This is a genomic window from Leifsonia sp. 2TAF2 (assembly GCF_052115085.1).
Taxonomy (GTDB): domain Bacteria; phylum Actinomycetota; class Actinomycetes; order Actinomycetales; family Microbacteriaceae; genus Leifsonia.
Window position 1 is genome coordinate 1,084,488 of record NZ_JBFRFY010000001.1, and the last position, 25,194, is coordinate 1,109,681.

Below are 25,194 nucleotides of genomic sequence, written 5' to 3' on the forward strand. Positions count from 1 at the left end.
CCCTCAACGCCGAAACGTGACGGAAACCTCCGCGAAAAACGCCGTTCCCTGCGCGAATTAGTGTTGAGGGGCGGCCCGTCCGCTGGGGTATCCTCCCCTTACCCGTGCAATCACACGACCATTCCTGCACCAGGAAGAAGGACAACGACACTATGCGCATTCGTACCGCGGCACCATTCGTCGCAGTAGCCGCCGTTGCAGCGCTCGCGCTCACCGGTTGCGTCGACAACTCCACCCCTACTTCAGGCTCAACGTCGAGCGCTGCGGCGGATGTGAAGAAGGACGACACCCTCGCGGGGCAGCTGCCCCAGAACATCAAGGACGCCGGCAAGCTCGTCGTCGGCATGGACAACACGTACCCGCCGAACGAGTACAAGGACGACAACGGCCAGCCCGTCGGCTGGGAGGTCGACCTGACCAACGCGATCGCCGCGAAGCTCGGCCTGAAGGTCGACTTCGCCATCGCGAAATTCGACAACATCATCCCGAGCATCACCGGCGGCAAGGACGACTTCGGGATGTCGTCGTTCACCGACACCACCGAGCGCGAGCAGCAGGTCGACTTCGTCAACTACTACTCGGCCGGCATCCTCTGGGCTTCCCAGAAGGGCAAGACCATCGACCCGGACAACGCGTGCGGCCTGAAGGTCGCCGTGCAGTCGACCACGTACGAGGACACCGACGAGGTCCCCGCCAAGTCGAAGAAGTGCACCGATGCGGGCAAGCCCGCCATCCAGGCGCTCCGGTACGACACCCAGGATGACGCGACCAACGCCGTCATCCTCGGCAAGGCGGATGCGCTCAGCGCCGACTCGCCCGTCACGCTGTACGCGATCTCCAAGTCGAACGGCAAGCTCCAGGAGGCAGGCAAGACCTTCGATGAGGCGCCGTACGGTCTGCCGGTCAAGAAGGACTCGAAGCTGGTGCCGGTGCTCCAGAAGACGGTCCAGGCCCTGATCGACGACGGCACCTACAAGAAGATCCTCGACAAGTGGGGCGTCGCCGACGGCGCCGTTCAGTCCGCCGAGGTCAACGCGGCCTCGAAGGGCTGACCTTCATGTCCCAAAGCAACACCGCCCGGCCGGCGACGGGATCCGTCCCGTCGCCGGGCGGGACCCGCCCCGAACCGATCAAGGCGATCAAGCTCCGGCACCCGTGGCGGATCGTCTTCGCGGCCATCCTCATCCTGCTGCTGGTCTGGTTCATCGTGGACGCCTCCCAGCGCGACGCCTACGGCTGGCAGTACGTCGGCAAATACGTCTTCGACCGGCGCATCAGTGCAGCTGCGCTCGTCACCCTCCAGTTGACGATCTACTCGATGATCATCGGTGTGGTCCTCGGCCTCGTCCTCGCCGTCATGCGACTCTCGCCGAATCCTGTGGTGAAGTCGGTCGCCTGGCTGTACCTGTGGATCTTCCGCGGCACTCCTGTGTACGTGCAGCTGGTCTTCTGGGGCCTGTTCTCGCTGATCTACCCGCAGGTCTTCCTCGGCGTGCCGTGGACGCAGGTCGGCTTCGATCTGAACCTCGGGTTCATGCAGAACGCGTTCGTCATCGCCATCATCGGCCTCGCGCTGAACGAGGCGGCCTACATGGCGGAGATCGTCCGCGCAGGACTCCTCTCGGTCGACGAAGGCCAGGAGGAGGCCGCGACGGCGCTCGGCATGTCGTGGTGGCAGACCATGACCCGGATCGTGATCCCGCAGGCGATGCGGGTCATCATCCCGCCGACCGGCAACGAGGTCATCTCGATGCTGAAGACGACGTCGCTGGTGGCCGCGATCCCGCTGACCACCGACCTGTACGGTGTCGCGCGCGACATCTCCGCGGTCACGTACACGCCCATCCCGCTGCTGATCGTCGCGTCGCTCTGGTACCTGCTGTTCACCTCGCTGCTGATGGTGGGCCAGTACTTCCTGGAGAAGCGGTTCTCGCGCGGCGTCAACGCTCGACGCCCTGACCGCAACGACCCCGCGCTCGCGACCGGCGCTCTGCCTGCCGCCGGTGCACCGGACGGCAACGACCTCGGAGGCAAGGGATGACCGACACCAAAGCGACACCGATGGTGCTGGCCGAGGGCGTCTCGAAGAGCTTCGGCTCGAACGAGGTGCTCAAGAGCATTGATCTGAAGGTGAACCAGGGCGAGGTGCTGTGCATCATCGGCCCCAGTGGATCCGGCAAGTCGACCTTCCTCCGCTGCATCAACCACCTGGAGCGGGTCGACGCCGGCCGCCTCTCGGTGGATGGCGAGGTGGTGGGCTACCGCCAGCACGGTGACAAGCTGTACGAGCTGAAGCCGAAGGAGGCCGCCCGCCAGCGTCGTGAGATCGGGATGGTGTTCCAGCGGTTCAACCTGTTCCCGCACATGACGGCGCTCGAGAACATCATCGAGGCGCCGATCCGTGTGAAGGGCCTCTCGAAGGCGAAGGCGGTGGAGCGCGGCAATGAGCTGCTCATCCGTGTCGGCCTGAGTGAGAAGGGCGACCACTACCCGTCGCAGCTGTCCGGTGGGCAGCAGCAGCGCGTCGCGATCGCCCGGGCGCTCGCGATGGACCCGAAGCTGATGCTGTTCGACGAGCCGACCTCCGCGCTCGACCCGGAGCTCGTCGGCGAAGTGCTCGACGTGATGAAGGGGCTGGCCGCGAGTGGCATGACCATGGTGGTCGTGACGCACGAGATGGGCTTCGCCCGCGAGGTCGCCGACGAGCTGGTCTTCATGGACGGCGGCGTCGTCGTCGAGTCCGGTGACCCGCGCGAGGTGCTCAGCAACCCCCAGCACCAGCGCACGCAGGCGTTCCTCTCGAAGGTGCTCTAGTCATACGGGAGCGGGCGTCGGCCGTCTGACAGAATCGTCGGATGGACATCGACGCCCGCTCAGCCCGTCCCGTCGTCTTCGTGACCGGCGCCAGCCGGCCGGAGTCGATCGGCGCCGCCATCGCCCGGAATCAGGCCTCCCTCGGCTGGGATGTCGCGTTCGCGTTCTGGGACGACTACGACGCCTCGATGCCGTGGGGTGCCCATGAGCGGGCGCACGACGTGTTCGCGGACGAACTCCGGGCGCTCGGTGCTCGCGCCCTTCCTGTGGCTGTAGACCTTTCGCACCCCGACGCGCCTGCGCTGGCGCTGAACCGGGTGCGCGCCGCTCTCGGGCCGATCCAGGCGCTGGTCGCGAGCCATGCGCATTCCGTCGACAGCGGCATCCTCGACACCAGCGTCGAGGCGTTCGATGTGCACTTCGCGGTGAACACCCGCGGCACCTGGCTGCTGATCAAGGCGTTCGCCGAGCAGTACTCGTCCGGCTTCGGTCTCGGCCGCATCGTGGCGCTGACCAGCGACCACACCGCGCACAACCTGCCCTATGGAGCGAGCAAGGGCGCGCTCGACCGCATCGTGAAGGCGGCCGCGGTCGAACTCGCGCACCTCGGGATCACGGCCAACCTGGTCAATCCCGGCCCGATCGACACCGGGTGGATGACGCCGGAGCTCGCCGAGCAGCTGGCCGCAGAGACCGCCCTCGGCCGGCTCGGCCGCCCCCAGGACACCGCTGACCTCATCGCCTTCCTCCTGTCGGTGAGCGGCGGCTGGGTCAACGGCCAGCTCCTGCACTCCAACGGCGGCTTCCACCTCGGCGTCTGACTCGCGTCCGCATCCCAATCCATCAGCTCCTGAGTTTTTCGGGCTAACCGGCGCGAAATGGCGGAAAAAACTCAGGAGCTGTTGGCTTGGGAGCCGGGCGTCAGGAGGCGAGGACTTTGCGGATGCGCTGCAGGGAGACCGACTCGGCGGTGCCGAGAGACTGGGCGAAGAGCGAGACGCGGAACTCTTCGAGCATCCACCGGGCGTGCACGAGAGCAGGTGGGGATCCCGGAGCGAGCGGGATGCGCCCGCCGGCGTCCGTGTAGAGCGCGACGGCCGTCTCCACCTGCGTCTGCCACGCCCGGTCGCGTCCGGGGTTCGTCGGCAGGGCCTGCATCCGGAGGGAGATTCCCGCGAGGTACCGCGGAAGCTGACGCAGCTGCTCGAGGCCCGTTGCTGAGACGAACCCCGGGTAGACCAGACCGCCCAGCTGCCCCTTCGCGTCGTTCAGCGCGGAGAGGTACGTCAGCGCGGTCACTCCCGAGATCGCCTTCTCGGCGGCGCGGGCGGCGGTGAGGATGCGCGTGACGAGCCCGACCGTCTCGAACATCGCATCCATCACGATCGCCGACACGCGGTCGCGGACCGCCTCGAACTCCGCCCGCATGAACAGCTGGCCGTCCGGCTTCATCCGGTACAGCACCGAGTCGACGACCGCGAGGAGGCAGTCGTCGAAAAGTGCTTTCGTGTTCGGATAGGGGCTCGCCGCGAGGGTCAGCTTCTCGGTCGACGTCAGATGCTGCTGCACGTAGGCGACAGGCGAGGGGATGCTCGCGAGCAGCAAGCGGCGCACCCCGCCGGGCATGGCTGCCGCCTGCTCGGCGGGCGTGCCCATGAGCCGGATGCTGACGGATGCGCCATCGTCGACGAGCGCCGGGTAGGCGCGGATCACGTTCTTCGTGCCGCCAGGGCCGGTGTGCGTCGAGTCGAGGAACCGGGGGAGTTCGTCGAAGTCCCAGGTCGTCAGCCCGGTGCGTTCCAGCGCGTTCGGGGTGCGGGCCTCGGCGACGGCGGCGACGGAGTCGCGAGCGCGTGAGCGGAGGCGGTCCTGTAGCGCGGCCAAGTCTTTGCCGCTCGCGAGGGTTCGTCCGCGCTCCCCGACGACCTGGAACGTCGGCCGCAGGTGTGCGGGGAGCCGATCCAGGTCGAAGTCGGAGCCGCTCACACGGGAGCCGGTCAGCCGCGAGATCGTTGCGGCTAGCGTGTCCACCAGGGAGCCGGCCGGACGCTCGCCTTCGTGGGCGCGCATCCCGGCGGTTGTGGAGAGCTCACCGAGCAGCCTCTGCGCCCAGTCGGCGGCGGGCACGACCTGGCGGCGGATCGCCTTCGGCAGCGACTTGATGAGCGCGGTGACCAGCTCCTGCCGAAGGCCTGGCACCTGCCAGTCGAAGCCGTCGGGCAGCAGCCCCGCGAGCAGCGGCAGCGGCACCTGTACGGTCACGCCGTCGTCCTCCGCGCCCGGCTCGAACCGGTAGCGGAGGGTGAGCCGCTGGTCGCCCTGCCGCCACACCGGCGGGAACGCCTCCTCGTCGACGTCCGCGGCGTCCTCGTCGAGCAGCGCCTCCTGCGTCATCGTCAGCAGGTCCGGTGTCTCCTGCCGGGCCTTCTTCCACCAGCCCTCGAACGACCGGGTCGACACCACATCCGTCGGGATGCGCGCATCGTAGAACTCGAAGACGGCCTCGTCGTCGTTGAGGATGTCGCGGCGGCGCGTCCGCTCCTCCAGCTCGCGCAGCTCGGCCCGCAGCTTGCGGTTGGCGCGGTCGAACGCCTGGTGCGAATCCCATTCGCCGTCGACGAGGGCGTGCCGGATGAACAGCTCGCGCGACAGTGCCGCGTCGATCCGGGCGTATTGGGCGCGGCGCCGCGGGATGATCGGCACGCCGAACAGGGTCACTCGCTCGTAGGCGACGACCGATCCCTGGCTCTTCTCCCAGTGCGGCTCGCTGTACTGGCGCTTGCAGAGGTCGCCGGCGATCGGCTCCGCCCAGGCCGGTTCGATGGAGGCGTTCATCCGCGCGAACAGCCGGGACGTCTCCACGAGTTCCGCGCTCATCACCGCGTTGGGCTGCTTCTTCGCCAGCGTCGAGCCGGGGAAGATCACGAAGCGGGTCTGCCGCGCGCCGAGGTACTCCGAGAAACGTGCACCGCGCGCCCCGCCCTTGTTGCCTGACTCGCGCACATCCTTCAACCCGATGTGCGAGAGCAGGCCGGCGAGCAGAGAGCGGTGGATGCCATCCGGGTTCGCGGACGGGTCGCCGATCGTCAGGCCGAGCGGCTTGGCGAGCTGCCGCAGCTGGCGGTAGACGTCCTGCCATTCGCGCACCCGCAGGAAGTTGAGGAATTCGGCCTTGCACAGCCGTCGGAAGGCGCTCGAGGACAGCTCCTTCTGCTGCTCCTCCAGGTAGTTCCAGAGGTTCAGCAGAGTGAGGAAGTCGCTGGTCGGGTCAGCGAAACGGGCGTGCTTCTCGTCGGCCGAGCCGCGACGCTCGACGGGGCGTTCGCGCGGATCCTGGATCGTGAGCCCAGCGACGATGGCCATGACCTCGCGGGAGGTGTTGTGGCGCTTGGATTCGACCACCATGCGCGCGAAGCGCGGGTCGATCGGCAGCTGCGCCAGCTGGCGCCCCACCTTCGTGAGCTCGTTCCCGCTCTTCGCGACGGTGATCGCGCCCAACTCAGTCAGCAGGTCGAGGCCGTCCTTGATGCCGCGCGAGTCGGGCGGGGTGAGGAACGGGAAGGCCGCGATGTCGCCGAGCCCGAGCGAGATCATCTGCAGGATGACGGCCGCGAGGTTGGTGCGCAGGATCTCGGGCTCGGTGAACTCCGGACGCTTGGCGAAGTCCTCCTCCGAGTACAGCCGGATGGCGATGCCGTCGCTGGTGCGGCCGGACCGGCCCGAGCGCTGGTTCGCGCTCGCCTGCGAGATGGCCTCGATCGGCAGACGCTGCACTTTCGCGCGCGTGCTGTAGCGGCTGATGCGCGCCGTCCCCGCATCCACCACGTACTTGATGCCCGGCACGGTGAGGCTGGTCTCGGCGACGTTCGTGGCGAGCACGACGCGGCGCCGGACGCCGGGCGTGGCCGACCGCTGGAAGACGCGGTGCTGCTCGGCGGAGGAGAGCCGGCCGTACAGCGGCAGCACTTCGGTTCCGGGCAGATTGCGGCCGCGGATGGCGTCGGCCGCATCCCGGATCTCGTTCTCACCCGAGAGGAAGACGAGGACGTCGCCTGCGGCCTCCCGTGCCAGCTCGTCGAGCGCGTCGTTGATGCCCTGCAGGTAGTCGCGGTCGGCAGAAGGGATGGGGTCGGGATCGTCTTCGTCGTCCTCCAGCGCCTCCGCAACGAGAGGCCGGTAGCGGATCTCTACCGGGTATGTGCGGCCGGAGACCTCGATGATCGGCGCGGGCGTGCCGTCGGCCGAGGCGAAGTGCTCGGCGAAGCTCTGCGGGTCGATCGTGGCCGAGGTGATGATCAGCTTGAGGTCGGGACGCTGGGGCAGCAGCTGCTTCAGGTACCCGAGGAGGAAGTCGATGTTGAGGCTGCGCTCGTGCGCCTCGTCGATGATGATCGTGTCGTAGGCCCGCAGCATCCGGTCGCGGCGCAGTTCGTTGAGCAGGATGCCGTCGGTCATCAGCTTGATGCGGGTGGCGCGCGACACCTTGTCGGTGAAGCGGACCTGGTAGCCGACGAGTTCGCCGACCGACTGCCCGAGCTCCTCGGCGATGCGCTCGGCGATCGTGCGCGCGGCGAGGCGCCGGGGCTGCGTGTGCCCGATGCTGGTGCGGCCGAGCTCCAGCGCGATCTTCGGGAGCTGCGTCGTCTTGCCGGAACCGGTCGCTCCCGCCACGATCACGACCTGGTTGTCGCGGATGGCGCGCGCGATGTCGTCCCGCATCCGGCTGACCGGCAGCTCGGGCGGGAAGACGATGCGGGGGAGGGTCGCGGTGGTCGACATGAGCCCTCCAGTCTATCCGCGAACGCGCCCCACCCGGGGGCGTTGCCCTCCGCACGCGGGTGACGTAGGTTCGCCTCAACCCGAAAAAGAGGGTCCGGCGTCGATGGAGACGAGGAGAACCCATGAGTCACGGCTATGCCACCATGTCGGTCGCGAGCATCCTGGCGGAGACGGCGCAGCGAATGCCCGACAGTGTCGCCCTGATCTTCGCCGGGCAGGAGATCCGGTACGGCGAACTCTGGGAGCAGACCCTGCGGTACGCAGGCGCGCTGCGCGACCTCGGCGTCGAGCCGGGCGACAAGGTCGCTCTGATGCTCCCGAACGTGCCCGACTTCCCCCGGGCCTACTACGCCGTGCTCGCCCTCGGAGGCGTGGTGGTGCCGGTGCACGCACTGCTGAAGGCGGAGGAGATCGCCTACGTCCTCAAGGACTCCGACGCGTCGCTGCTGATCTGCGCGGCCCCGCTGCTCGGCGAGGGCGCCCCCGGTGCGGGGCTCGCCGGCATCCCGACCGTGTCGGTGCTGGTTCCGGATGCGATGGTGCAGCAGGCGCCGTTCCCGCGGCTGGAGGACCTCGCCGCCGTCACCGAGCCGGTCGACACGTACGTTCCACGCGATCCGTTCGACACGGCGACGATCCTGTACACGAGCGGGACGACCGGCAAGCCGAAGGGCGCAGAGGGCTGCCACTTCTCGCTGGTGGAACAGGTCAACGTACTCCTGCAGGGGACACTCGACCTGACGCCGGACGACCGCATCCTGGGCTGCCTCCCGCTGTTCCACACGTTCGGGCAGACCTGCGTGATGAACATGGGCTTCCGAGCGGGCGCCGCCGTGGTGCTGGTGCCGAAGTTCGACGGCGCGACGGCGCTGGAGCTGCTCAACGCGCACGCGTGCACCATCATGACAGGCGTCCCGACGATGTACATCGCCCTGCTGGAGGCGGCGAAGGGCAACCCGGAGCGGCCGCCGCTGCGCTACGGGATGAGCGGCGGCGCGGCCATCCCCGTCGCCGTCATCGAGCGCATGAAGGAGGTCTACGGGATCGACGTGCACGAGGGATACGGGCTCACCGAGACCTCGCCCGTCGCCTCCTTCAACCACCGGGGACGCCCGACCCGCGTCGGCACGGTCGGCACGCCGATCTGGGGCGTGGATGTGGAGATCGCCGATGCCGAGGTGGACGACAGAATCGAGCTGCTGCCGCGCGGCGAGCTGGGTGAGATCGTCGTGCGCGGCCACAACCTGATGAAGGGCTACCTGAACCTGCCCGAGGCGAACGCCGAGGCGGTCGTCGACGGCTGGTTCCGGACCGGCGACTTGGGCACCAAGAGCGACGACGACTACATCACGATCGTCGACCGCAAGAAGGACATGATCGTGCGCAACGGCTACAACGTGTACCCGCGGGAGGTGGAGGAGGTGCTGTCCACCCATCCGGCTGTCGCGATGGTGGCGGTGTTCGGAGTGGCGCACGAGACGCACGGGCAGGAGATCATGGCCGTCGTCACCCTCATGCCCGGGAGCGAGGCCGATCCGGACGAATTGGTCGTGTTCGCGCAGGAGAAGGTGGCGGCATACAAGTTCCCGCGGCGGGTCGAGATCCTGGAGACGCTGCCGCTCGGTCCGAGCGGGAAGGTACTGAAGCGGGAACTGGTGGCGCGGTTCGAGGCGGAGGGCGCACAGCCGGTCGGCTGACCCGGGTGCCCCTGGTACCGTGGCGGATATGGTTGCACACGCAAATACCCCGCTCCTGACCCTCAACAACGGGACGACCATCCCGCAGCTCGGATTCGGCGTCTTCAAGGTCGACCCGGCCGAGACGACGCGGATCGTGACCGACGCGCTCGAGGTCGGCTACCGCCACCTCGACACCGCCGCCATCTACGGCAACGAGGAGGGCGTCGGCCGCGCGATCGCCGGATCCGGCATCCCGCGCGATGAACTCTTCGTCACCACCAAGCTGTGGAACGACCGCCAGACGGATGCCGAGGCCGCCTTCGAGGAGTCCCTCGGCAAGCTCGGGCTCGACTATGTCGACCTGTACCTCATCCACTGGCCGACGCCGCAGAAGGACACCTTCGTGCAGGCCTGGAAGTCGCTGGAGAAGATCTACGCGAGCGGTCGGGCGAAGGCGATCGGCGTCTCCAACTTCCTGGTGCCGCACCTGCAGAAGCTGCTCGCGGAGACCGGCATCGTCCCGGCCGTCAACCAGATCGAGCTGCACCCCGCGCACCAGCAGCCGGAAGTGACCGCGTTCTCGCGCGAGCAGGGCATCGAGATCGAGGCGTGGGGACCGCTCGGCCAGGGCAAGTACCCGCTGTTCGAGACGCCCGAGGTGTCGCAGGCCGCCGACGCGCACGGCAAGACCCCAGCGCAGGTCGTCATCCGCTGGCACTTGCAGACCGGCAACATCGTCTTCCCGAAGTCGAACCGGCGGGAGCGCATGGTCGAGAACTTCGACGTCTTCGATTTCGAGCTCACCGCCGACGAAGTTGCTGCGATCAGCTCGCTCGAGCGCGAAGGACGCGTCAGCGCGCACCCGAACGAGGTCAACTGAGACCCGGCCGGGAGGGCGCGGCGTAGCGATGTCGGCCCTCCCAGCTAGGCTCGTGGGGTGAGGATCACGACGGTCACGGGGAAGATCAGCTACGTCGTCGGCGTGTTCGCGCTCATCCTCATCCTGAACGTCTTCATCTTCAACCGGCTGGTGAACCCGACGTTCGACGTGATGATCGTCGCTGCGCTGAACATCGCCTACGTCGTCATCGGCGTCCGCATCTTCCGGGGAGCGGAGGAGAACCGCACCGATCCGCGGCCCTGGTGGCGTGCGACAGCGCGGCCGGCGGCCGGCTTCTGGATCGGCGGTGGGCTCGCCGTCGCCGCGTTCATCTCCTGCGTCGGCGCGCTGGCGAGCGACCCGGAGGACGCGTTCATCCCCTCCATCTCGTGCCTCAGCTACGCCGTGCTCGCCGCCTTCTACCTGAACTCGTCGGTGCGGCTGCGCGGGATGGACACGGTCGGCTGACCGCCCGGGGTTCCGTTCGGGGCCCCCGGTCGTAGGGTGAGCCCATGGCGAATCGGCTCGCGGACGCGATCAGTCCCTACCTGCGCGCGCACGCGGACAACCCGGTCGACTGGTTCCCGTGGGGCGCCGAGGCGTTCGCCGAGGCACGTCGACGGGATGCGCCCGTGATGGTGTCGATCGGCTACGCCACCTGCCACTGGTGCCACGTCATGGCGCGGGAGAGCTTCAGCGACCCGGTCACGGCCGACGAGCTGAACGCGCGGTTCGTGGCGATCAAGGTCGACCGGGAGGAGCATCCCGAGGTCGATGCCGCGTACCTATCGGCGGCGAGCGCGTTCACCGGCAACCTCGGCTGGCCCCTCACCGTGTTCGCGACGCCCGATGGCAAGGCGTTCTTCGCCGGCACCTACTTCCCGCCGCAGCCGGTGGCCGGGCGCGCGTCGTTCCGGCAGGTGCTCGATGCGGTGTGGGATGCGTGGACCGTGCGTCGCGCCGAGGTGGAGTCCGACGCCGGGAAGGTCCAGGCGGCGCTCGCCGCAGCCGCCGAGGCCGCCACCTCCGTGTCGGACCTTCCGGGCGGCGCTGAGTTGGATGCGGCGGTCGCCCAGCTGGCCGAGGCGGAGGACCCCGAGTTCGGGGGCTTCGGCGGCGCGCCGAAGTTCCCGGTGGCGCCGACGCTCGACTTCCTGCTGGCCCGGCCCTCCGGCCACGAGCTCGCCGCGCGGACGCTCCGCCGGATGGCCGAGTCGCCGCTGCGCGACCCGGTCGACGGCGGGTTCTTCCGGTACGCGACGAGACGCGATTGGAGCGAGCCGCACTACGAGCGGATGCTGTACGACAACGCGCTCCTCCTCGATGCGTACGCGCGCGCCTGGCAACAGACCGGCGAAGAGTGGGCGGAGCGCACGGCAGACGGGATCGCCTCCTTCCTGCTCGACGTGCTGCGACAGCCGTCCGGCGGGTTCGCCTCAGCACAGGACTCCGAGAGCACGATCGACGGCGCCCGGGTGGAGGGCACGTACTACACGCTTCCGGTCGCCGAGCGGGCGCAGCTCGATCCGCCTCCCCTCGACGCGAAAGTGCTGACCGGCTGGAACGGCTTCGCGATCGGCGCGCTGTCCCGGGCCGGTCGCATCCTGAACCGTCCGGCGTGGCTGGCGGCGGCGCGGAAGGCGGCGGATGCGGTGCTCACCCGGCATCGGCGCGACGACGGGACGCTGCTGCGCACCTCGCTCGGCGACCGGAGTTCGGAGGCCGGCGCGACGCTCGAGGATTACGGCGGCCTGGCGTCGGGACTCCTGGAGCTGGCGCTCGCAGCCGGGGACGCCTCGGCTGCCGCATCCGCTCGGGACCTGGTCGACCTGTGCCTCGACGCCGCGGGCGAGGGCACGTGCCCGTTCGAGACGCCCGGAGGTGGCGATCCGGTGCTCGAAGCGACGGGCCTCGCCGTGCACGTCGACCCGTCGGAGGGCGCCTACCCGTCGGGCCTGTCGTCGATGGCGCAGGCGGCGCACACGCTGTACCTGCTGACGGGCGAGCGGCGGTACGAGCGCGCCGCGCGCGAGGGGATGCGGCTGGTCGCCGCTCAGGCGGTCCGGGTGCCGAGCGCGTTCGGGACCTCGCTCGCGCTGATGTCGCGGCTTGCGGCGGAGGCGGAGCAGCTCGTCGTGGTCCTTCCGGAGGGGGTTGAGGGGCGCGAGAGCGCAGGGTCCGCATCCGACCTCGTGTCCGCGGCGCGTCGGCACAACGCAGCACTGGTGGCCTTCGCCACCGAGGGGCAGGCCGAGACGCTGGCGGCCGACGGCTTCACGCTGTTCGAGGGGCGCACCACGCGGGACGGGCTGCCCACCGCCTACCTGTGCCGCGAGTTCGTCTGCCGCCTCCCCGCGACGACCCCGCAGGAGCTCAGTGCAGCACGCGGTACGTGAGGTGGGCGACCTCGGGGGTCACCCGCTCGCGCACCAGCTGCATATCGAGTGACGGGACGCGGTCGAAGACGCGCTCGCCGGCGCCGAGGGTGATCGGGACGATGTGCAGCCTCAGCTCGTCGACGACGCCCGCCCAGAGCGCCTGGTTGAGGGTCTCGGCGCCCCCGGCGATGGACACGTCCGCATCTCCTGCAAGCGCGCGGGCCTGATCCACTGCCGAGTGGATGCCGTCGGTGACGAAGATGAAGGTCGTCCCGGTGAGCTCCAGCGGCTCCCGCTCGTAGTGGGTCAGCACGAAGACAGGCGCATGGTACGGCGGCTCGTCACCCCACCAGCCGGCCCAGTCGCCGAGCGGCTCACCGGGAGCGGGCCACTCGTGCCGAACCGGTCCGAACATATTGCGGCCCATCACGTAGGCGCCGGCGGCCGTGATGGCGTCGATCTCCTCGGTGTGCGCGTCGGCGTACTCGAACATCCACGTGTGCAGGCGCCCGTCGACGCCCTCACCCATCGGCTGCTCGAGCGACTGATTGGGGCCGGCGGCGAAGCCGTCGAGCGAGATTCCGATGTCCGCGGTGACGATTCCCATGCCCGCAGGGTAGTCAGGCGCGCTCGACCTTGTCGAGCATCCCCCACACCGCTTCGCTGAGTTCGGGATGCTCGAGCGCGATGCGGCGCAGCACTCCGTACTCGAACCGCGTGAACACGTCGCGTCCGGCGGAGGGGTGGTGAGCCCGCGATTGCTCCTCGGCCAGGTCGAATGCTTCGATCGCGGTCGCGCGGAGACTGATGACCACCTGCTCGTCGACGCTCGGAAGGTCGGGGATGAACTGCCAGGGGTCTTCGCCCGCGCGGCAGCGGTGCTCGATGATCGCGGAGAGCTCGTCGCGCGCCTGCTGGCGCAGCAACTCGATGCTGCGGGGCACCTGATGGGTCATCTCGCGCCCTCCTTCCCCGGGTCGTGGACGGGCTCTGCGCCGTACGCCCGGGCTCCGTCGCCCGCGCGGTGCGTACAGCCTAGGCGCTGCCGCCGACACGGCGCGAATCGGGGTGCAACGATTCGTCTAAGGTGTCGCCTGGGTGTCGTCTGGGCGTCGCCGCGGTGACATCGCGGCGACGTCCTGCGAGCGGCCCGGCGTCATCCCGGCGCCACACTCGTGCCGGCAGCGCGCTACGCCGGGGTCATTCCGTGCGTGCGAGGAGGTACGCGTTCAGGTCGGCGGTGAGTGCCGCATCCACCGGGTACTCGCGGTCGTCGAGGTGCGTGACCGGGGCGGCCTGACGGACGCTGGAGACCAGCCAGATCGCGTCGGCGGCGATCACGTCGTCGAGGGTGAGCGGGGCGAACTCGGTGCGCAACCCGCGCGTGGTGAAGAAGTCGAACACCGCGGCCTGTGTTGTGCCGGCGAGGATGCCCTGATCGATGTCGGGGGTGCGCACCACGCCGTCCTTCAGGGTCACGACGTTCGAGGTCGGGCCCTCGAGGGCGAAGCCGTCGCTGCTCACGAACAGCACGTCGTCCGCTCCGCGGCGGACGGCCTCGCGCTGCGCGGCACGGTTGACCGCATACGAGAGGGTCTTCGCGCCGGCGAGCAGCCACGGGGAGGTCGCGGCGACATCGTGGCGGACGCCCCGGTCGAGCGCGACGACGCGGATGCCGAGTCGCGCCTGCGAGAAGTCCTCGCCGAGGTCGACGAACAGCCAGCCGCTGGGCCGGTTCGACCCCTCGACGCCGCGGCTGTAGATCAGCTTCGCGTAGAGTTCCGCATCCCCGCCGCCGTTGCGCGTCAGGTAGTCGGCGACACCGGCGCGCACCGCCTCCCGCCAGACGTCGAGCGCGGGCGCCGGAAGGTCGAGAAGCTCGGCCGAGTGGGCGAGACGGGCCAGGTGCGGCTCGAGCGCCTGCGGGTGCCCGTCGATGACAGCGATGGTCTCGAACACGCCATCGCCGCGGGTGACGGACAGGTCGGTGACGCGCACCTGCGGCGTGGCGAAGTCGGAGACCACGAAGCCGGGGTCGCCCGCCTCCGGCGTCCCGGTCGGAGTGGTGATGGTCAGCAGAGTCGCGCGCGTCATGGCTCCCATTCTGCCCCGAAGGGATGCGGGTCAGGCGCTTTCGTGGATGCGGAAGGCGTCGTCGCCGGTCGGGGGGAGGTCGGAGACCTCGAGGGCCGTCACCGCAGCCCCGGGCGGCCCGGTGCGCAGCCAGTCCAGCATCCGGTCGACCTGCTCCGGTGGGCCCTCCAGCTCGACCTCGACGCTTCCGTCGAGGCGGTTGCGGGCCCATCCCGTCACCCCCAGGCGCTGCGCGGCCTCCCGCGCGCCCCAGCGGAAGCCGACACCCTGCACGCCACCGGTCACGATCGCTCTCCTACGGATCACACGCCCATTGTGCTCCCCGCATCCGTCCGGGGGCGCATGCGCTTCAATGGAGGGATGACCGCACCGGCCGCCGAACGCATCCCCGACCTCCGGTCCGACCTGATCGGGGCCGGGCTGACCGTCGACGCGCTGACCGCACTGTGGGGCGAGGAGGCGGCGGAGGCGCTGCACCGGGGGCAGCGGACCCCGGCCGAGCGTGCGCTCGCGCGGCGCGAGCCGTCGGCGTTGGCGACCCTCGCGCGGCTGTTCGTGCTCGGCCGGCCGGTGCCGCAGGCGGAGGCGGCCGCGGCGCTGCCGGCCCTGGGCGTCGCCGGCGCGATCGAGCTCGGTCTCCTGACGCTCGACGAGAGCACCGGCACCGCTGCTCCGGCCATCGACCTCCGTCCATACGGTTTCGTGGATGCCGCGGGCCCCGCCGAGTGGTGGATCGTCTCCGACCTCGGCGAGTTGGCGCTCGGGCATGCGCTCCCCGAGGACCACGTCCTCGGCGTCGGCGGCGCCTCCCTGACCCTCAGCGGCCTGATGCTGCAGACGCCGGTCGACACGGCGCTCGACCTGGGGACGGGATGCGGCATCCAGGCGATGCACGCCGCCCGGCACGCCCGCCGGGTCGTCGCGACCGACATCTCGCCGCGCGCCCTGCGGCTCGCCGCCCTGAACCTCGCCCTGAACGAGATCGACGGCGTCGAGCTGCGGCTCGGCAGCATGTTCGAGCCGGTGGCGGGGGAGCGTTTCGACCACATCGTGTCCAACCCGCCGTTCGTGATCACGCCGCGCGTCGAGGGCGTTCCCGCCTACGAGTACCGCGACGGCGGCATGGTCGGCGACGCCCTGGTCGCCTCGTTCGTGAGCGGCTGCGGCGAGCACCTCGCGCCTGGCGGGGTCGCGCAGCTGCTCGGCAACTGGGAGTACCGCGGCGCGGGCGACGGGCTCGAGCGGGTCCGCGACTGGGTGGATGCGTCCCCGGCGCCGCTCGACGCCTGGGTGATCGAGCGCGACGTCGAGGACGCGGTGCGCTACTCGGAGACGTGGATCCGCGACGGCGGCACGCGGCACGGCACGCCGGAGTTCGAGCAGTTGATGGGCGCGTGGCTCGACGACTTCGAGCGGCGGGATGTGCAGTCGGTCGGTTTCGGCTACCTCCTCCTCCGACGCCCTGCGGGCGTGGCGACGGGCATCCCGACGCTGCGCCGGTTCGAGCGGCTGCACGGATCGCTCGGAGCCAACGAGGCGGGACTCGGCGTGCACCTGGGGGAGGCGCTGGCCGCCCACGACCTCCAGGCGGCGCTGGAGGACGACGAGCTCGCCCGGCTGCGGCCGGTGGTCGCGGGCGACGTCACCGAGGAGCGGCACCTCTGGCCGGGCGCCGACTCGCCGACGGCGATCCTGCTGCGGCAGGGTGGCGGCTTCGGCCGGGTCGTTTCGGCGGACACAGGGCTCGCGGCGCTGGTCGGCGCCTGCGACGGCGAGCTCTCGGTCGGCGCGATCGCGGCAGCCCTCGCCCAGCTGCTGGAGGTGGATGAGGATGCGCTCCGGCGCGAGCTGCTCACCGCGGTGCGCGGCCTCCTCGTGGACGGGTTCCTGCGGGGGTAGGGGTCAGAGGCCGCGGTCGACGGGGACGAGCGTGACCGCATCCATTAGCCCGTCGACGACCTCCGCGGTGAGATAGGTGCCGACCGGCTGCCGACGGCGGTCGGTCGGCGAGCCGGGGTTGAGGAGGCGCAGGCCGCGCGGCGAGACGGTGTCCCACGGAATGTGCGAGTGCCCGAACACGAGCACGTCGACGTCAGGGAACTCGCGCTCGCACCGCGCCTCCCGCCCGGTCGCAGACCCCGTCTCGTGGATGACCGCGAACCGCACGCCTCCGAGCTCGACCCGGGCGACCTCCGGCAGCCGGCGGCGCAGCTCCGGGCCGTCGTTGTTCCCGTAGACGCCGATCAGACGCCGCGAACGCTCCTCCAGCAGGTCGAGCGTCGCCGCATCCACCCAGTCCCCGGCGTGGATGACGACATCGGCCGCATCCACCGCCGCGAGCACCTGCGCGGGCAGCGACCGGGCGCGCTTCGGGACGTGCGTGTCGGAGATCAGAAGCAGCTTCACGAAGGCACACAGTACGCAAACCGTCGGGACGGGGCTACTTTTCGCGCTATGGATCTACGCAACCTCGGAAACAGTGGAACGATCGTGTCGGAGTTCGCCCTCGGCACCATGACCTTCGGCGCGGAGGCCGACGAGCAGACTTCGCACGCCATCCTGGAGCGCTACCTGGAGGGCGGTGGCAACTTCATCGACACCGCCGACGTATATAGCGCAGGCACCTCGGAGTCGATCATCGGCCGGTGGCTCGCCCGCAACCCCGGCCGTCGGGAGGAGGTCGTCATCGCGACCAAGGGGCGGTTCCCGATGGGCGACGAGCCCAACCAGCTCGGGCTGTCGCGGACGCACCTGCGCTACGCGCTCGACGCATCCCTCCGCCGGCTCGGTGTCGACCACATCGACCTCTACCAGATGCACGCGTGGGATGCCCTCACGCCGATCGAGGAGACCCTGCGGTTCCTCGACGACGCCGTGACGGCGGGCAAGATCTCGTACTACGGCTTCTCCAACTACCTCGGCTGGCAGCTGACGAAGGCGGTGCAGGTCGCGCGTGCCGAGGGCTGGGCGCCGCCGGTCACGCTGCAGCCGCAGTACAGCCTGATCGTGCGCGGCATCGAGCACGAAGTGGTGCCGGCGGCACTGGATGGGGGCGTCGGGCTGCTGCCGTGGTCGCCGCTCGCCGGTGGTTGGCTGAGCGGGAAGTACCGCCGCGACGAGCCGCCGACCGGCGCGACGCGCCTCGGCGAGAATCCGACCCGCGGGATGGAGGCGTGGGAGGCGCGCAACGCCGATCCGCGCACGTGGGAGATCATCGACGCCGTGGATGCGGTGGCCCAGGAGACCGGCGCGTCGGCGTCGCAGGTGTCGCTGGCCTGGCTGAGCGACCGCCCGGCGGTGACCTCGGTCATTCTCGGCGCACGGACGGTCGAGCAGCTGGTGGACAACCTCGGCGCGGCCGACCTAGAACTCACGGACGCGCAGCGCGAGCGGCTGGATGAGGCGAGCAGCCCGCACACGGACATCTACCCGTACGGCGAGCAGGCCGTGCAGCAGCGGCACCGCAAGAGGGAGGGCGGTCGCTAGCGGCGGTCCGCCCATCCGCCCATCCAGTTGACACAACACGCCGTCGCGTCCACCCGCGTGACGGCGTGTTGTGACAACTCGACGGAAATGAGGCAGGGAGGCGCCAAGGCGGAGGTTAGAACAGGGCGGTCGCTAGCGCAGCGCGTCGAGCTCGCGGAGGAGGTCGCGCGCTGCGGCGGTGACCTCCTCCTGCGGAGCGCGTAAGCCGACGACAACGTCGGCGGTGCGATCGGCCGCCGCGACCATCCGGAGCAGCGCGATCCGCAGCTCCACGGTGCCGCCCGGGATGCGGTGGCCACTCATCGAGAGGGCGTTCGAAGCGAAGGTGAGCGAGGTCCATTCGTCGGCCCCTGCTGTCGCGTCCTCGGCGATCCCGGCCAGCCACGCGGCGAGGTCGCGCGCCTCCGTCCAGGTCAGGCAGGCCTCGCTGAGGGTCCAGCGCCGGTCGCCGTCGTCGACCGCCGCCTCGACGACCACGCGGTCGCCGTCCGCGTCGCGCGCCGACGGCCGCAGCTCGACGCCGCGCCCACCTCCCTCGTCCTGCAGTCTCACGATGCGCTCGGCACCACCGTCAGCACGCGCTCGATGTACTCGAAGAACGCATTCATGTAACTGCGGAGGAACTCCTCCGTGCCGGGATCGGTGACCGTGCCGTCCTCCTCGATGAGGCCGGGCCGCATCCAGATGTACGCCTCCGGTGCGTTCATCTGCGGCGCCTGCAGGAAGCTCAGGATGCTGCGCAGGTGCTGCTGCCCGACCGCCGTCCCGATCTGGCCGGGGGAGGCGCCGATCACGGCCGTCGCCTTCCGCGCGATGACGTTCTCGCCGTACGGCCGGCTGGCCCAGTCGATCGCGTTCTTCAACGCGCCCGGGATGGACCGGTTGTACTCGGGCGTGATGAAGAGCAGCGCATCCTGCTGGGCGATCAGCGCTTTGAATTCGCGCGCCTCGGGCGGGAAGTCGCCGTCGAGGTCGCGGTTGTAGAGGGGAAGGCCGCCGATGGGGATCTCGGTGAAGGTGAGGTCGGACGGCGCGAGTTTCAGGAGCGCCCGGGAGAGCGTGCGGTTGACCGACGTCGCGGACAGACTGCCCACGAAGTAACCGACCGCGTACGGGGGCTGGAGTTCGTTGATGGTCGCCATGGGTGCCATGCTGCCCCGCGCCGTGCGGAGTGTGAAGCCCTGAGGTGGTGGTGGGTAAAGGAAGGGCCGGAATAGGGCATCTTCCCGATGTCCGGTGGGGGCCTTAGCGAGCAGTCTGAGGTCATCGCAGGAGAGGGAGCGGGAAGATGATGTTCGAGGAATTCGTTGATTTCCGAGTTGGTGCAGGGGACGCGGTTCGCCAGGAGCGCGAGCGCGAGCAGGCGCGGCAGGTGGAGGAGCACGGCCGGTGGCTTCGGTCGGCGGCACGGCGGATGCGCGCGGTCGCCGAGAGGGCGGGCGGGGTGCAGCCCGCTGCGGAGCGCCCTGTCGCGGCTGCCGTCGTGGAGGGTGCGGAGTACGAGCGGGAGCTCGCCCACGCCGCCCGGTAAGGGCGGCGGGGGTGCGCCGTCTGCTCGCCGCGAAGCCGCCGATTCGGACCGCTCGAATGTCGGTGGTCGGTGGCACGATGAAGTCATGCGAGCAGCGGCGGCGAGCACCACACTGGTCGGGCGGGAGTCCGACCTCGAAGCGCTGAGCGCAGCGCTTCGCACGGCCGCGTCGGGCGACCCGCAGGCCGTGGTGATCGGGGGAGAAGCGGGGATCGGCAAGTCCCGCGTCCTCGAGGAGTTCCTGGCGGCGCAGGAGTCGCTGTCCGATCACGGGTCAGGCGCCGAAGAGGAGTCGGCGGCGATCGTGCTCGTGGGCAGGTGCGTCGACCTGGGAGACGACGGGGCGCCGTACGCACCGTTCGCGGCGGTGCTGCGCCGGCTCATCCAGACGGTGGGGCTGGAGCGGGTCCTGGATGCGGCCGGCTCGGGCGCGGGAGTGCTGTCGGCCCTGCTGCCCGAACTCGCCGACGAGTCGGCTGTTCCGCCGCGGACCGGCGCTGAGAGGCTGTACGAACTGGTCACGGTGCTGCTCGAGAAGTTGTCCGCCGAGCGGCCGGTGATCCTCGCGATCGAAGACCTGCACTGGGCCGACCGGTCGACGCTCGAACTGCTCCGGTTCATCGTGCGGATGGCGGAGGGCGGCCGGTTGCTGGTGCTCCTCACCTATCGGAGCGACGAAGTGCCGCGGGGTCACATCCTCCGTTCATGGCTGCCGGAACTCGACCGGACGCGACGGGTGACCCGCTGGGAGCTGGCCCGGCTCGACCGGGAGCAGATCGGCGAGCTCGTCGAGGAGCTGCTCGGGCGCACGCCGGACGAGGAGTCGTTGCAGCGGGTGACGGAGCTCAGCGAGGGCGTCCCGTTCTTCGTCGAGGAGCTCGTGGGCATCGACGGCCTGCGCTCCGGCGATGATCTGCCCGAGACCTTGCGCGAGCTGGTGCTGGCGCGATTCGAGCGGCTCAGCGATCCGGCGCAGCGGCTGTTGCGCGTGCTCGCGGCCGGCGGCGTCTGCGTGACGCACGAGCTGCTCGCGGCGGTCTTCGAGGGCACGCCCGACGAGCTGGATGCCGCGGCTCGGGAGGCCGTCATGGCGAACCTGCTCTCGGCCGACTCCACCGAGTACTCGTTCCGGCACGCGCTGGTGCGCGAGGCCATCCACGCCGACCTGCTGCCCGGTGAGCGCACGCGTTTCCACACCCGGTATGCGGAGGCGCTGGAGGCGAGCCCGCAGCGCTCCGCCGTGCAGCTGTCGGCGCACTGGCTGGCTGCGCACGACCTGCGCCGCGCGTTCGTCGCCTCGGTGGAGGCCATGGAGGAGGCGCGACGTTCGTACGCCTACGCGACCGCCGCCGCGATGGGCGATCGCGTGCTGGAGCTCTGGGACAGCGTTCCGGATGCGGAGCAGCTCAGCGGCCGCGACCGCGTCGCCGTGATCGCGAAGACCGCGTCGGCGCTGCGGAACGCCGGCAACAGTGAGCGGGCGCTCGCCCTCGTCGAGGTGGCGCTGGCCGAGGCCGACGAGCTCGCGCCGTCGCGCCGGGCGCGGCTGCTCCGTGACAAGGGGCAGTACCTCGCCAACCTCAACCGTCCGGGGAGTGCCGACCTGCTGGAGCAGGCGCTCGAGCTGGTGCCGCCCGGCGCCGTGCCCGCGGGCGACCCGCTGCGGCCGCACCTGCTGACCGAGCTGGCGGCACAGCGGATGCTGGCGGGCACCTTCGGCTCTGCAATCGACACGGCGCGCGCAGCCATCGCCGAAGCGGAGCAGGCGGCGCCGCCGATGCGTTCGGTGGCGCACAACATCCTGGCCGCCTCGCTCATCGAATACGGGCAGATCGAGGAAGGGTTCGGCGAGTTCGAGATCGCCGGGGAGCTCGCGGCGGGGGATGCCGGAGCGACCCTGCGGTACGCGGTCAATGCATCGGACGCGTTCAATTCGGTCGGCCAGTACGCGGCGGCGGTCCGCCTCGCCGAATCCGGCGTCGCGCGCGCCCGCGAGCGCGGCGTGGAGCGCACCTCCGGTGTGTGGCTTGCGGCCAACACGGCCGAGCCGCTGATCGCCCTCGGGCAGTTCGACCGCGCGGAGGAGATGCTGAGGATCGCGCTCGGCTCCGACGACCGCACCGGTGTCACCGCACAGCTGCAGCGCGCCCGTCTGTGGGTCTGGCACGGCGAGCCGCAGCGGGCCGACGCCTTGCTGCGAAGGATGCGCACGGCACTTCGGGCACTCGCCGAACTCGAGCAGCAGACACGGCTGGCGGTGGCGCGCGCCACCGCCGAGGTGGCGATCGCCCTCGGCGACTTCGAGCGTGCGTGGGCGGAGACGCGCGGAATCGGCGCGCCGCCGTTCCGGTCACTACCCGGCTACGACCTCCCCGTGCTGGCATCCGCAGCACGAGCGCTGACCGAACTGGCGATGCGGGATGCTACGGCCGACGGCCGGGCGCTCGATGTGCCCGCCGAGGTGCAACGGCTCACGGAGGTGCTCGAGCCGCTCCGCGACTGGCCGACCGCGCGCGTCTGGTCGCCGGTGATCGAGGCAGAGCTCGCAACCGCCCGAGCGGCGGTGGCGGCGAGGTCCGAGAGTGGTGACCGTGCCGACCGCGCCGAGCGTTTCGCCGAGGCCGTCGCTGCCTGGGAGCGCGCCGCCGTCGATACTGCCGACGCCCTCGCGCCTGTGCACCTGCACCCGTATGCCCTGCTGCGGGCGGCCCGGGTCGCGCTGGCGGCGGGCGACCGCTCGCGGGCCGACGTGCTCGTCACCCAAGCTCGCGCGCTGGCCGAGACGGGAGGAATTCGCGTCCTGGTGGCCGCGGCGGACGACTTGTCCGCGCATCCCGCAGGCCGCTCGGCCGCCTCCGCGACCGCGCACGGCCAGCCGCTGACCGAGCGCGAAGAACAGGTGCTCGCCCTCATCGAACAGGGCCTCAGCAACAAGCAGATCGGCGAGCGGCTCTACATCAGCGCCAAGACCGCGAGCGTGCACGTGTCCAGCATCCTGCGCAAAGTCGGCGCGTCGAGTCGCACGGAAGCGGTGTACCGGGCGTCCCGTCCGATCGCCTGACCCCCGCCCTGACCCCGCCGAGGCGGGCGCGGCGGCCGGCGTCAGCTCTCGACGGCGACCGCGCAGCGGATGCAGAACTCGGCGGTCGGCCGCGCTCGCAGCCGATCGACGCCGATCGCCTCACCGCACCGCGTGCACACCCCGTAGGTGCCGCGGGCCATGCGTTCGAGGGCGGCGTCCACCGCAATGATGTCGTGCGCGGCATCCGACCGCAGCGCCTGCAGCCGGCTCCACTCGGAGGACAGCGTCGGACCCTCCGGATCGTGCTCGTCGTCCGCCGTCGACTCCGACCGCGACGCCAGCAGCACACCCAGCGACTCCGCCATGCGTTGTGCCTCGGCGACATCGCCGCGCCGCCGCTCGTGCAGCAGGGCCTCAAGCTCCTGGCGCTCCTCGGCGGTGAGGACGTCGACGTCCTTCAGAACCGTCAGTTCGCCGGTCTCCGGCTCGTCTGTCCGCATCCGCTCATCCATCCGTGCTTCCTGCATCAGTGCATCCCTTCCGATCCCCCGACCGCATCTGATCGAGTCAGGGTACGCCCGCCCGGCCGGATCTGCGGCCGCGACGCGCGTAGGCTCAGCGGGTGCCCTCCTTCCGCGTCATCGTTGCCGTCGGCCGCCTGCACCCGGGAGTGGACCCCACGACGATCGAGCCCACGGCCGCCGCGGCGACCAGTGAACTCGCCGTCGTCGAGGCGTCAAGTGTGGGCGTCGTCGCGGGCGAGGCGCGGCTCACCATCCGGTTCACCGAGGACTCGGCGCGCACGGCATTCCGGGTCGCCGAGCACACCGTGGCGCGCATCCGCACGCTCGCTGACACCGGCGCGTGGCGGCTCACCGAGCGGGTCGGCGGACGGTGGTTCCGCCGCGCCTGAGCGACGCGCCTGAGCGACGCGCCTGAATCGCGGCAGCGCCAGCAGCTCACGCAGCCGCGGGCAGCGACTCCTCGATGAGGCCGACGATCGCCGGGTCGTCCGGCTCCGTCTGCGGCCGGAAGCGGTGCACGGCGCCGTCCGGTGTGACGACGAACTTCTCGAAGTTCCACTTCACCCGGCCCGCCTTGCCCTCACCATCGGGTGACTTCGTCAGCTCCTGGTAGAGGGGATGGGCGTTCCGCCCGTTGAGGCGCACCTTCTCCATCATCGGAAACGTGACGCCCCAGGTCGTGGAGCAGTACTCCTTGATGGCGTCGGTGGAGCTGAGTTCCTGGAGGAACTGGTTGCTCGGGAAGCCGACCACGGTGAATCCGCGGTCGCCATAGGTCTTCTGCAGCTGCTCCAGCTTCTCGTATTGGGGTGCGAGCCCGCACCGGGAGGCGACATTGACGACGAGGATGACCTGCCCCGCATATGCGGAGAGGGTGGTCTGCTCGCCATCGATGGTGTGGAAGGGGATGTCCATCACGGTCATGATGGAGAGCGTATTGCGCTTCGCTTCGAGCCGCCTAGGAGTCTGGGCGGCTCCCTGGGGGTCTGCTCAGGCGGCGGAGGTGGACGGCGAGACCGACGGGGAGACGGCGGAGGCGACGGGCGCGGCCGGGTCCGCTGTCCACTCGGAGAGGGAACCGTCGTAGAGCAGCACGTCGTCCCTCCCGAGCAGCGCGAGGGCGAGCGCGTCGGCGGCCGCGGCGATTCCTGCGCCGCAGTAAGCGACGATAGGCCCGGGCGCCTCCAGCACGTCGGCGAAGACCGCACGCAACTCCGCCGCGGGGAGAACGGCGTTGCTCTCCCGATCCACCAGCCGCACGGCGGGAGCGCTGACACTGCCCGGGATGTGACGGGCGGCGAAATCGCGGGGAGGGGTTCCGCACACCAGTGTGCCGGTGCGTACGCCGGCGACGATGGCTGCGACATCCGCCGTCTCCACCCAGAAGCCGGGTCGTTCGCGCGGCAGGAAGGCGCCCTCATCGGCGTTGCCGGGCCCTTCGGTCCCAGCGGTCGCGGCAGCGGTTGCCACTTGGCCCCGCTCGACGGGACGCCCCTCGGCGCGCCATTTCACCGCGCCGCCGTCGAGCACGGCGACGCGATCGTGCCCGAAGGAGCGGAGGAGGTACCACAATCGCGCGGCCCACTGCCCAACGGCCGCGTCGTACACCACGACCGTCGTGCCAGCCCGGATGCCGAGCTCTGCGGTCGCTGCGGCGAAGGCGTCCGCATCCGGCCGGGTGAACGGGAAGCGGCCCGCTGGGTCGCTGAACCGGTCGAGCACCTCCGCGAACACGGCGCCGGGGATGTGTCCCTCCGTCACGAACTCCTCGAGTCCGCTCCGGTAGGCGGCACCTCCTTCCGCCGACCGGGAGGGCACCACCGTCGCGTCGACGATGACGAGTCCGTCGGCGCCCAGGTGGTCGGCCAGCCACTGCGTCGACACGAGGGGGCCGTCGAGGGCGGCGGCCAGCGCGGCGGAGGCGAGGTCCTGGTCGGGAGCGCGCAGCGCGCCGGAGTCGGGCGGGACGTCGGATACGAGGTCGGTCGTGGTCACCCGCTCACGCTA

At 70.4% G+C, this 25,194-nt stretch carries 24 protein-coding genes; 13 read left to right on the forward strand and 11 right to left on the reverse strand.

All coding sequences use genetic code 11. From position 1 onward, the window contains the following. The first annotated feature begins 152 nt into the window (after positions 1-152). Genes AB4Z18_RS05230 through AB4Z18_RS05245 form a run of 4 tightly spaced genes read left to right on the forward strand, consistent with a single transcriptional unit; the run spans position 153 to position 3,635 of the window. Positions 153-1,052 carry an ABC transporter substrate-binding protein gene (locus AB4Z18_RS05230; protein WP_441781633.1) on the forward strand — a complete coding sequence of 300 codons (900 nt, stop codon included), beginning with the start codon at positions 153-155 and terminating at the stop codon, positions 1,050-1,052. 5 nt (positions 1,053-1,057) lie between these two features. Then, entirely contained in the window at positions 1,058-2,041 is a 984-nt protein-coding gene (locus tag AB4Z18_RS05235; protein ID WP_441781634.1) for an amino acid ABC transporter permease, read from the forward strand. Next, positions 2,038-2,814, forward strand: coding sequence for an amino acid ABC transporter ATP-binding protein (locus AB4Z18_RS05240; protein ID WP_441781635.1), 777 nt, complete (start codon positions 2,038-2,040; stop codon positions 2,812-2,814). Before AB4Z18_RS05235 ends, AB4Z18_RS05240 begins: the two co-directional genes overlap by 4 nt. Positions 2,815-2,855: 41 nt before the next feature. After that, complete coding sequence (locus tag AB4Z18_RS05245; protein WP_441781636.1) at positions 2,856-3,635, forward strand: SDR family oxidoreductase; 780 nt, start codon at positions 2,856-2,858, stop codon at positions 3,633-3,635. 100 nt (positions 3,636-3,735) lie between these two features. Here AB4Z18_RS05245 and hrpA read toward each other — a convergent pair whose 3' ends face one another. Then, a complete protein-coding gene (gene hrpA, locus AB4Z18_RS05250) occupies positions 3,736-7,593 on the reverse strand; it encodes an ATP-dependent RNA helicase HrpA (RefSeq protein WP_441781637.1) in 3,858 nt (1,285 codons plus the stop codon). Between the two features lie 122 nt (positions 7,594-7,715). Here hrpA and AB4Z18_RS05255 point away from each other — a divergent pair, with 122 nt between their 5' ends. From AB4Z18_RS05255 to AB4Z18_RS05270, 4 genes are read left to right on the forward strand one after another with little or no spacing between them, the layout of a single operon-like run. Beyond that, on the forward strand, positions 7,716-9,290 hold the full coding sequence (locus AB4Z18_RS05255) for a long-chain-fatty-acid--CoA ligase (protein ID WP_441781638.1): 1,575 nt from the start codon (positions 7,716-7,718) through the stop codon (positions 9,288-9,290). A 28-nt stretch (positions 9,291-9,318) separates the two neighbouring features. Then, entirely contained in the window at positions 9,319-10,152 is an 834-nt protein-coding gene (locus AB4Z18_RS05260) for an aldo/keto reductase (protein ID WP_441781639.1), read from the forward strand. Positions 10,153-10,209: 57 nt separating this feature from the next. Continuing rightward, complete coding sequence (locus tag AB4Z18_RS05265) at positions 10,210-10,620, forward strand: hypothetical protein (protein WP_441781640.1); 411 nt, start codon at positions 10,210-10,212, stop codon at positions 10,618-10,620. 44 nt (positions 10,621-10,664) lie between these two features. Next, entirely contained in the window at positions 10,665-12,548 is a 1,884-nt protein-coding gene (locus tag AB4Z18_RS05270) for a thioredoxin domain-containing protein (RefSeq protein ID WP_441781641.1), read from the forward strand. Here AB4Z18_RS05270 and AB4Z18_RS05275 read toward each other — a convergent pair. The 4 genes from AB4Z18_RS05275 to AB4Z18_RS05290 form a co-directional block, all read right to left on the reverse strand. Beyond that, a complete protein-coding gene (locus tag AB4Z18_RS05275; RefSeq protein WP_441781642.1) occupies positions 12,526-13,137 on the reverse strand; it encodes a dihydrofolate reductase family protein in 612 nt (203 codons plus the stop codon). The genes AB4Z18_RS05270 and AB4Z18_RS05275 overlap by 23 nt on opposite strands. Positions 13,138-13,150: 13 nt before the next feature. Further along, complete coding sequence (locus tag AB4Z18_RS05280) at positions 13,151-13,486, reverse strand: hypothetical protein (protein WP_441781643.1); 336 nt, start codon at positions 13,484-13,486, stop codon at positions 13,151-13,153. Positions 13,487-13,730: 244 nt separating this feature from the next. Next, positions 13,731-14,624, reverse strand: a complete 894-nt coding sequence (locus AB4Z18_RS05285; RefSeq protein WP_441781644.1) for an aminodeoxychorismate lyase — start codon at positions 14,622-14,624, stop codon at positions 13,731-13,733. A 30-nt stretch (positions 14,625-14,654) separates the two neighbouring features. Beyond that, a complete protein-coding gene (locus AB4Z18_RS05290; protein ID WP_441781645.1) occupies positions 14,655-14,930 on the reverse strand; it encodes an acylphosphatase in 276 nt (91 codons plus the stop codon). A gap of 54 nt (positions 14,931-14,984) precedes the next feature. On the opposite strand from AB4Z18_RS05290, the gene AB4Z18_RS05295 reads away from it, so the two are divergent. Beyond that, a complete protein-coding gene (locus tag AB4Z18_RS05295; protein ID WP_441781646.1) occupies positions 14,985-16,523 on the forward strand; it encodes a DUF7059 domain-containing protein in 1,539 nt (512 codons plus the stop codon). Between the two features lie 3 nt (positions 16,524-16,526). Here the strand turns inward: AB4Z18_RS05295 and AB4Z18_RS05300 are convergent, their stop codons facing one another. Then, entirely contained in the window at positions 16,527-17,030 is a 504-nt protein-coding gene (locus AB4Z18_RS05300) for a metallophosphoesterase family protein (protein ID WP_441781647.1), read from the reverse strand. 48 nt (positions 17,031-17,078) lie between these two features. Between AB4Z18_RS05300 and AB4Z18_RS05305 the strand changes: the two genes are divergently transcribed. Continuing rightward, positions 17,079-18,110 carry an aldo/keto reductase gene (locus AB4Z18_RS05305; RefSeq protein WP_441781648.1) on the forward strand — a complete coding sequence of 344 codons (1,032 nt, stop codon included), beginning with the start codon at positions 17,079-17,081 and terminating at the stop codon, positions 18,108-18,110. 132 nt (positions 18,111-18,242) lie between these two features. Here the strand turns inward: AB4Z18_RS05305 and AB4Z18_RS05310 are convergent, their stop codons facing one another. Next, positions 18,243-18,662 carry a WapI family immunity protein gene (locus AB4Z18_RS05310; protein ID WP_441781649.1) on the reverse strand — a complete coding sequence of 140 codons (420 nt, stop codon included), beginning with the start codon at positions 18,660-18,662 and terminating at the stop codon, positions 18,243-18,245. Continuing rightward, positions 18,659-19,261, reverse strand: a complete 603-nt coding sequence (locus AB4Z18_RS05315; protein WP_441781650.1) for an NADPH-dependent FMN reductase — start codon at positions 19,259-19,261, stop codon at positions 18,659-18,661. The genes AB4Z18_RS05310 and AB4Z18_RS05315 overlap by 4 nt, the downstream gene beginning before the upstream one ends. A 137-nt stretch (positions 19,262-19,398) precedes the next feature. On the opposite strand from AB4Z18_RS05315, the gene AB4Z18_RS05320 reads away from it, so the two are divergent. After that, positions 19,399-19,641, forward strand: a complete 243-nt coding sequence (locus AB4Z18_RS05320) for a hypothetical protein (protein WP_441781651.1) — start codon at positions 19,399-19,401, stop codon at positions 19,639-19,641. A gap of 85 nt (positions 19,642-19,726) precedes the next feature. Continuing rightward, complete coding sequence (locus AB4Z18_RS05325) at positions 19,727-22,702, forward strand: helix-turn-helix transcriptional regulator (protein ID WP_441781652.1); 2,976 nt, start codon at positions 19,727-19,729, stop codon at positions 22,700-22,702. Positions 22,703-22,743: 41 nt separating this feature from the next. Here AB4Z18_RS05325 and AB4Z18_RS05330 read toward each other — a convergent pair whose 3' ends face one another. Then, positions 22,744-23,190 (reverse strand): TraR/DksA family transcriptional regulator, encoded by a 447-nt coding sequence (locus tag AB4Z18_RS05330; protein WP_441781653.1) that lies wholly within the window; start codon positions 23,188-23,190, stop codon positions 22,744-22,746. 95 nt (positions 23,191-23,285) lie between these two features. On the opposite strand from AB4Z18_RS05330, the gene AB4Z18_RS05335 reads away from it, so the two are divergent. Beyond that, positions 23,286-23,576 carry a hypothetical protein gene (locus AB4Z18_RS05335; protein WP_441781654.1) on the forward strand — a complete coding sequence of 97 codons (291 nt, stop codon included), beginning with the start codon at positions 23,286-23,288 and terminating at the stop codon, positions 23,574-23,576. Between the two features lie 46 nt (positions 23,577-23,622). Here the strand turns inward: AB4Z18_RS05335 and AB4Z18_RS05340 are convergent, their stop codons facing one another. Beyond that, positions 23,623-24,111 (reverse strand): glutathione peroxidase, encoded by a 489-nt coding sequence (locus tag AB4Z18_RS05340; protein WP_441781655.1) that lies wholly within the window; start codon positions 24,109-24,111, stop codon positions 23,623-23,625. A 66-nt stretch (positions 24,112-24,177) separates the two neighbouring features. Beyond that, complete coding sequence (locus AB4Z18_RS05345; protein ID WP_441781656.1) at positions 24,178-25,182, reverse strand: sulfurtransferase; 1,005 nt, start codon at positions 25,180-25,182, stop codon at positions 24,178-24,180. Positions 25,183-25,194: the final 12 nt, after the last annotated feature.

Excerpts from the sequence above, each read along its gene's own strand:
- AB4Z18_RS05230 (WP_441781633.1), top strand. The coding sequence starts at position 153 with ATGCGCATTCGTACCGCGGCACCATTCGTCGCAGTAGCCGCCGTTGCA.
- AB4Z18_RS05235 (WP_441781634.1), top strand. The coding sequence starts at position 1,058 with ATGTCCCAAAGCAACACCGCCCGGCCGGCGACGGGATCCGTCCCGTCG.
- AB4Z18_RS05240 (WP_441781635.1), top strand. The coding sequence starts at position 2,038 with ATGACCGACACCAAAGCGACACCGATGGTGCTGGCCGAGGGCGTCTCG.
- AB4Z18_RS05245 (WP_441781636.1), top strand. The coding sequence starts at position 2,856 with ATGGACATCGACGCCCGCTCAGCCCGTCCCGTCGTCTTCGTGACCGGC.
- hrpA (WP_441781637.1), bottom strand. The coding sequence starts at position 7,593 with ATGTCGACCACCGCGACCCTCCCCCGCATCGTCTTCCCGCCCGAGCTG.
- AB4Z18_RS05255 (WP_441781638.1), top strand. The coding sequence starts at position 7,716 with ATGAGTCACGGCTATGCCACCATGTCGGTCGCGAGCATCCTGGCGGAG.
- AB4Z18_RS05260 (WP_441781639.1), top strand. The coding sequence starts at position 9,319 with ATGGTTGCACACGCAAATACCCCGCTCCTGACCCTCAACAACGGGACG.
- AB4Z18_RS05270 (WP_441781641.1), top strand. The coding sequence starts at position 10,665 with ATGGCGAATCGGCTCGCGGACGCGATCAGTCCCTACCTGCGCGCGCAC.
- AB4Z18_RS05275 (WP_441781642.1), bottom strand. The coding sequence starts at position 13,137 with ATGGGAATCGTCACCGCGGACATCGGAATCTCGCTCGACGGCTTCGCC.
- AB4Z18_RS05280 (WP_441781643.1), bottom strand. The coding sequence starts at position 13,486 with ATGACCCATCAGGTGCCCCGCAGCATCGAGTTGCTGCGCCAGCAGGCG.
- AB4Z18_RS05285 (WP_441781644.1), bottom strand. The coding sequence starts at position 14,624 with ATGACGCGCGCGACTCTGCTGACCATCACCACTCCGACCGGGACGCCG.
- AB4Z18_RS05295 (WP_441781646.1), top strand. The coding sequence starts at position 14,985 with ATGACCGCACCGGCCGCCGAACGCATCCCCGACCTCCGGTCCGACCTG.
- AB4Z18_RS05305 (WP_441781648.1), top strand. The coding sequence starts at position 17,079 with ATGGATCTACGCAACCTCGGAAACAGTGGAACGATCGTGTCGGAGTTC.
- AB4Z18_RS05315 (WP_441781650.1), bottom strand. The coding sequence starts at position 19,261 with ATGGCACCCATGGCGACCATCAACGAACTCCAGCCCCCGTACGCGGTC.
- AB4Z18_RS05320 (WP_441781651.1), top strand. The coding sequence starts at position 19,399 with ATGATGTTCGAGGAATTCGTTGATTTCCGAGTTGGTGCAGGGGACGCG.
- AB4Z18_RS05325 (WP_441781652.1), top strand. The coding sequence starts at position 19,727 with ATGCGAGCAGCGGCGGCGAGCACCACACTGGTCGGGCGGGAGTCCGAC.
- AB4Z18_RS05330 (WP_441781653.1), bottom strand. The coding sequence starts at position 23,190 with ATGCAGGAAGCACGGATGGATGAGCGGATGCGGACAGACGAGCCGGAG.
- AB4Z18_RS05340 (WP_441781655.1), bottom strand. The coding sequence starts at position 24,111 with ATGACCGTGATGGACATCCCCTTCCACACCATCGATGGCGAGCAGACC.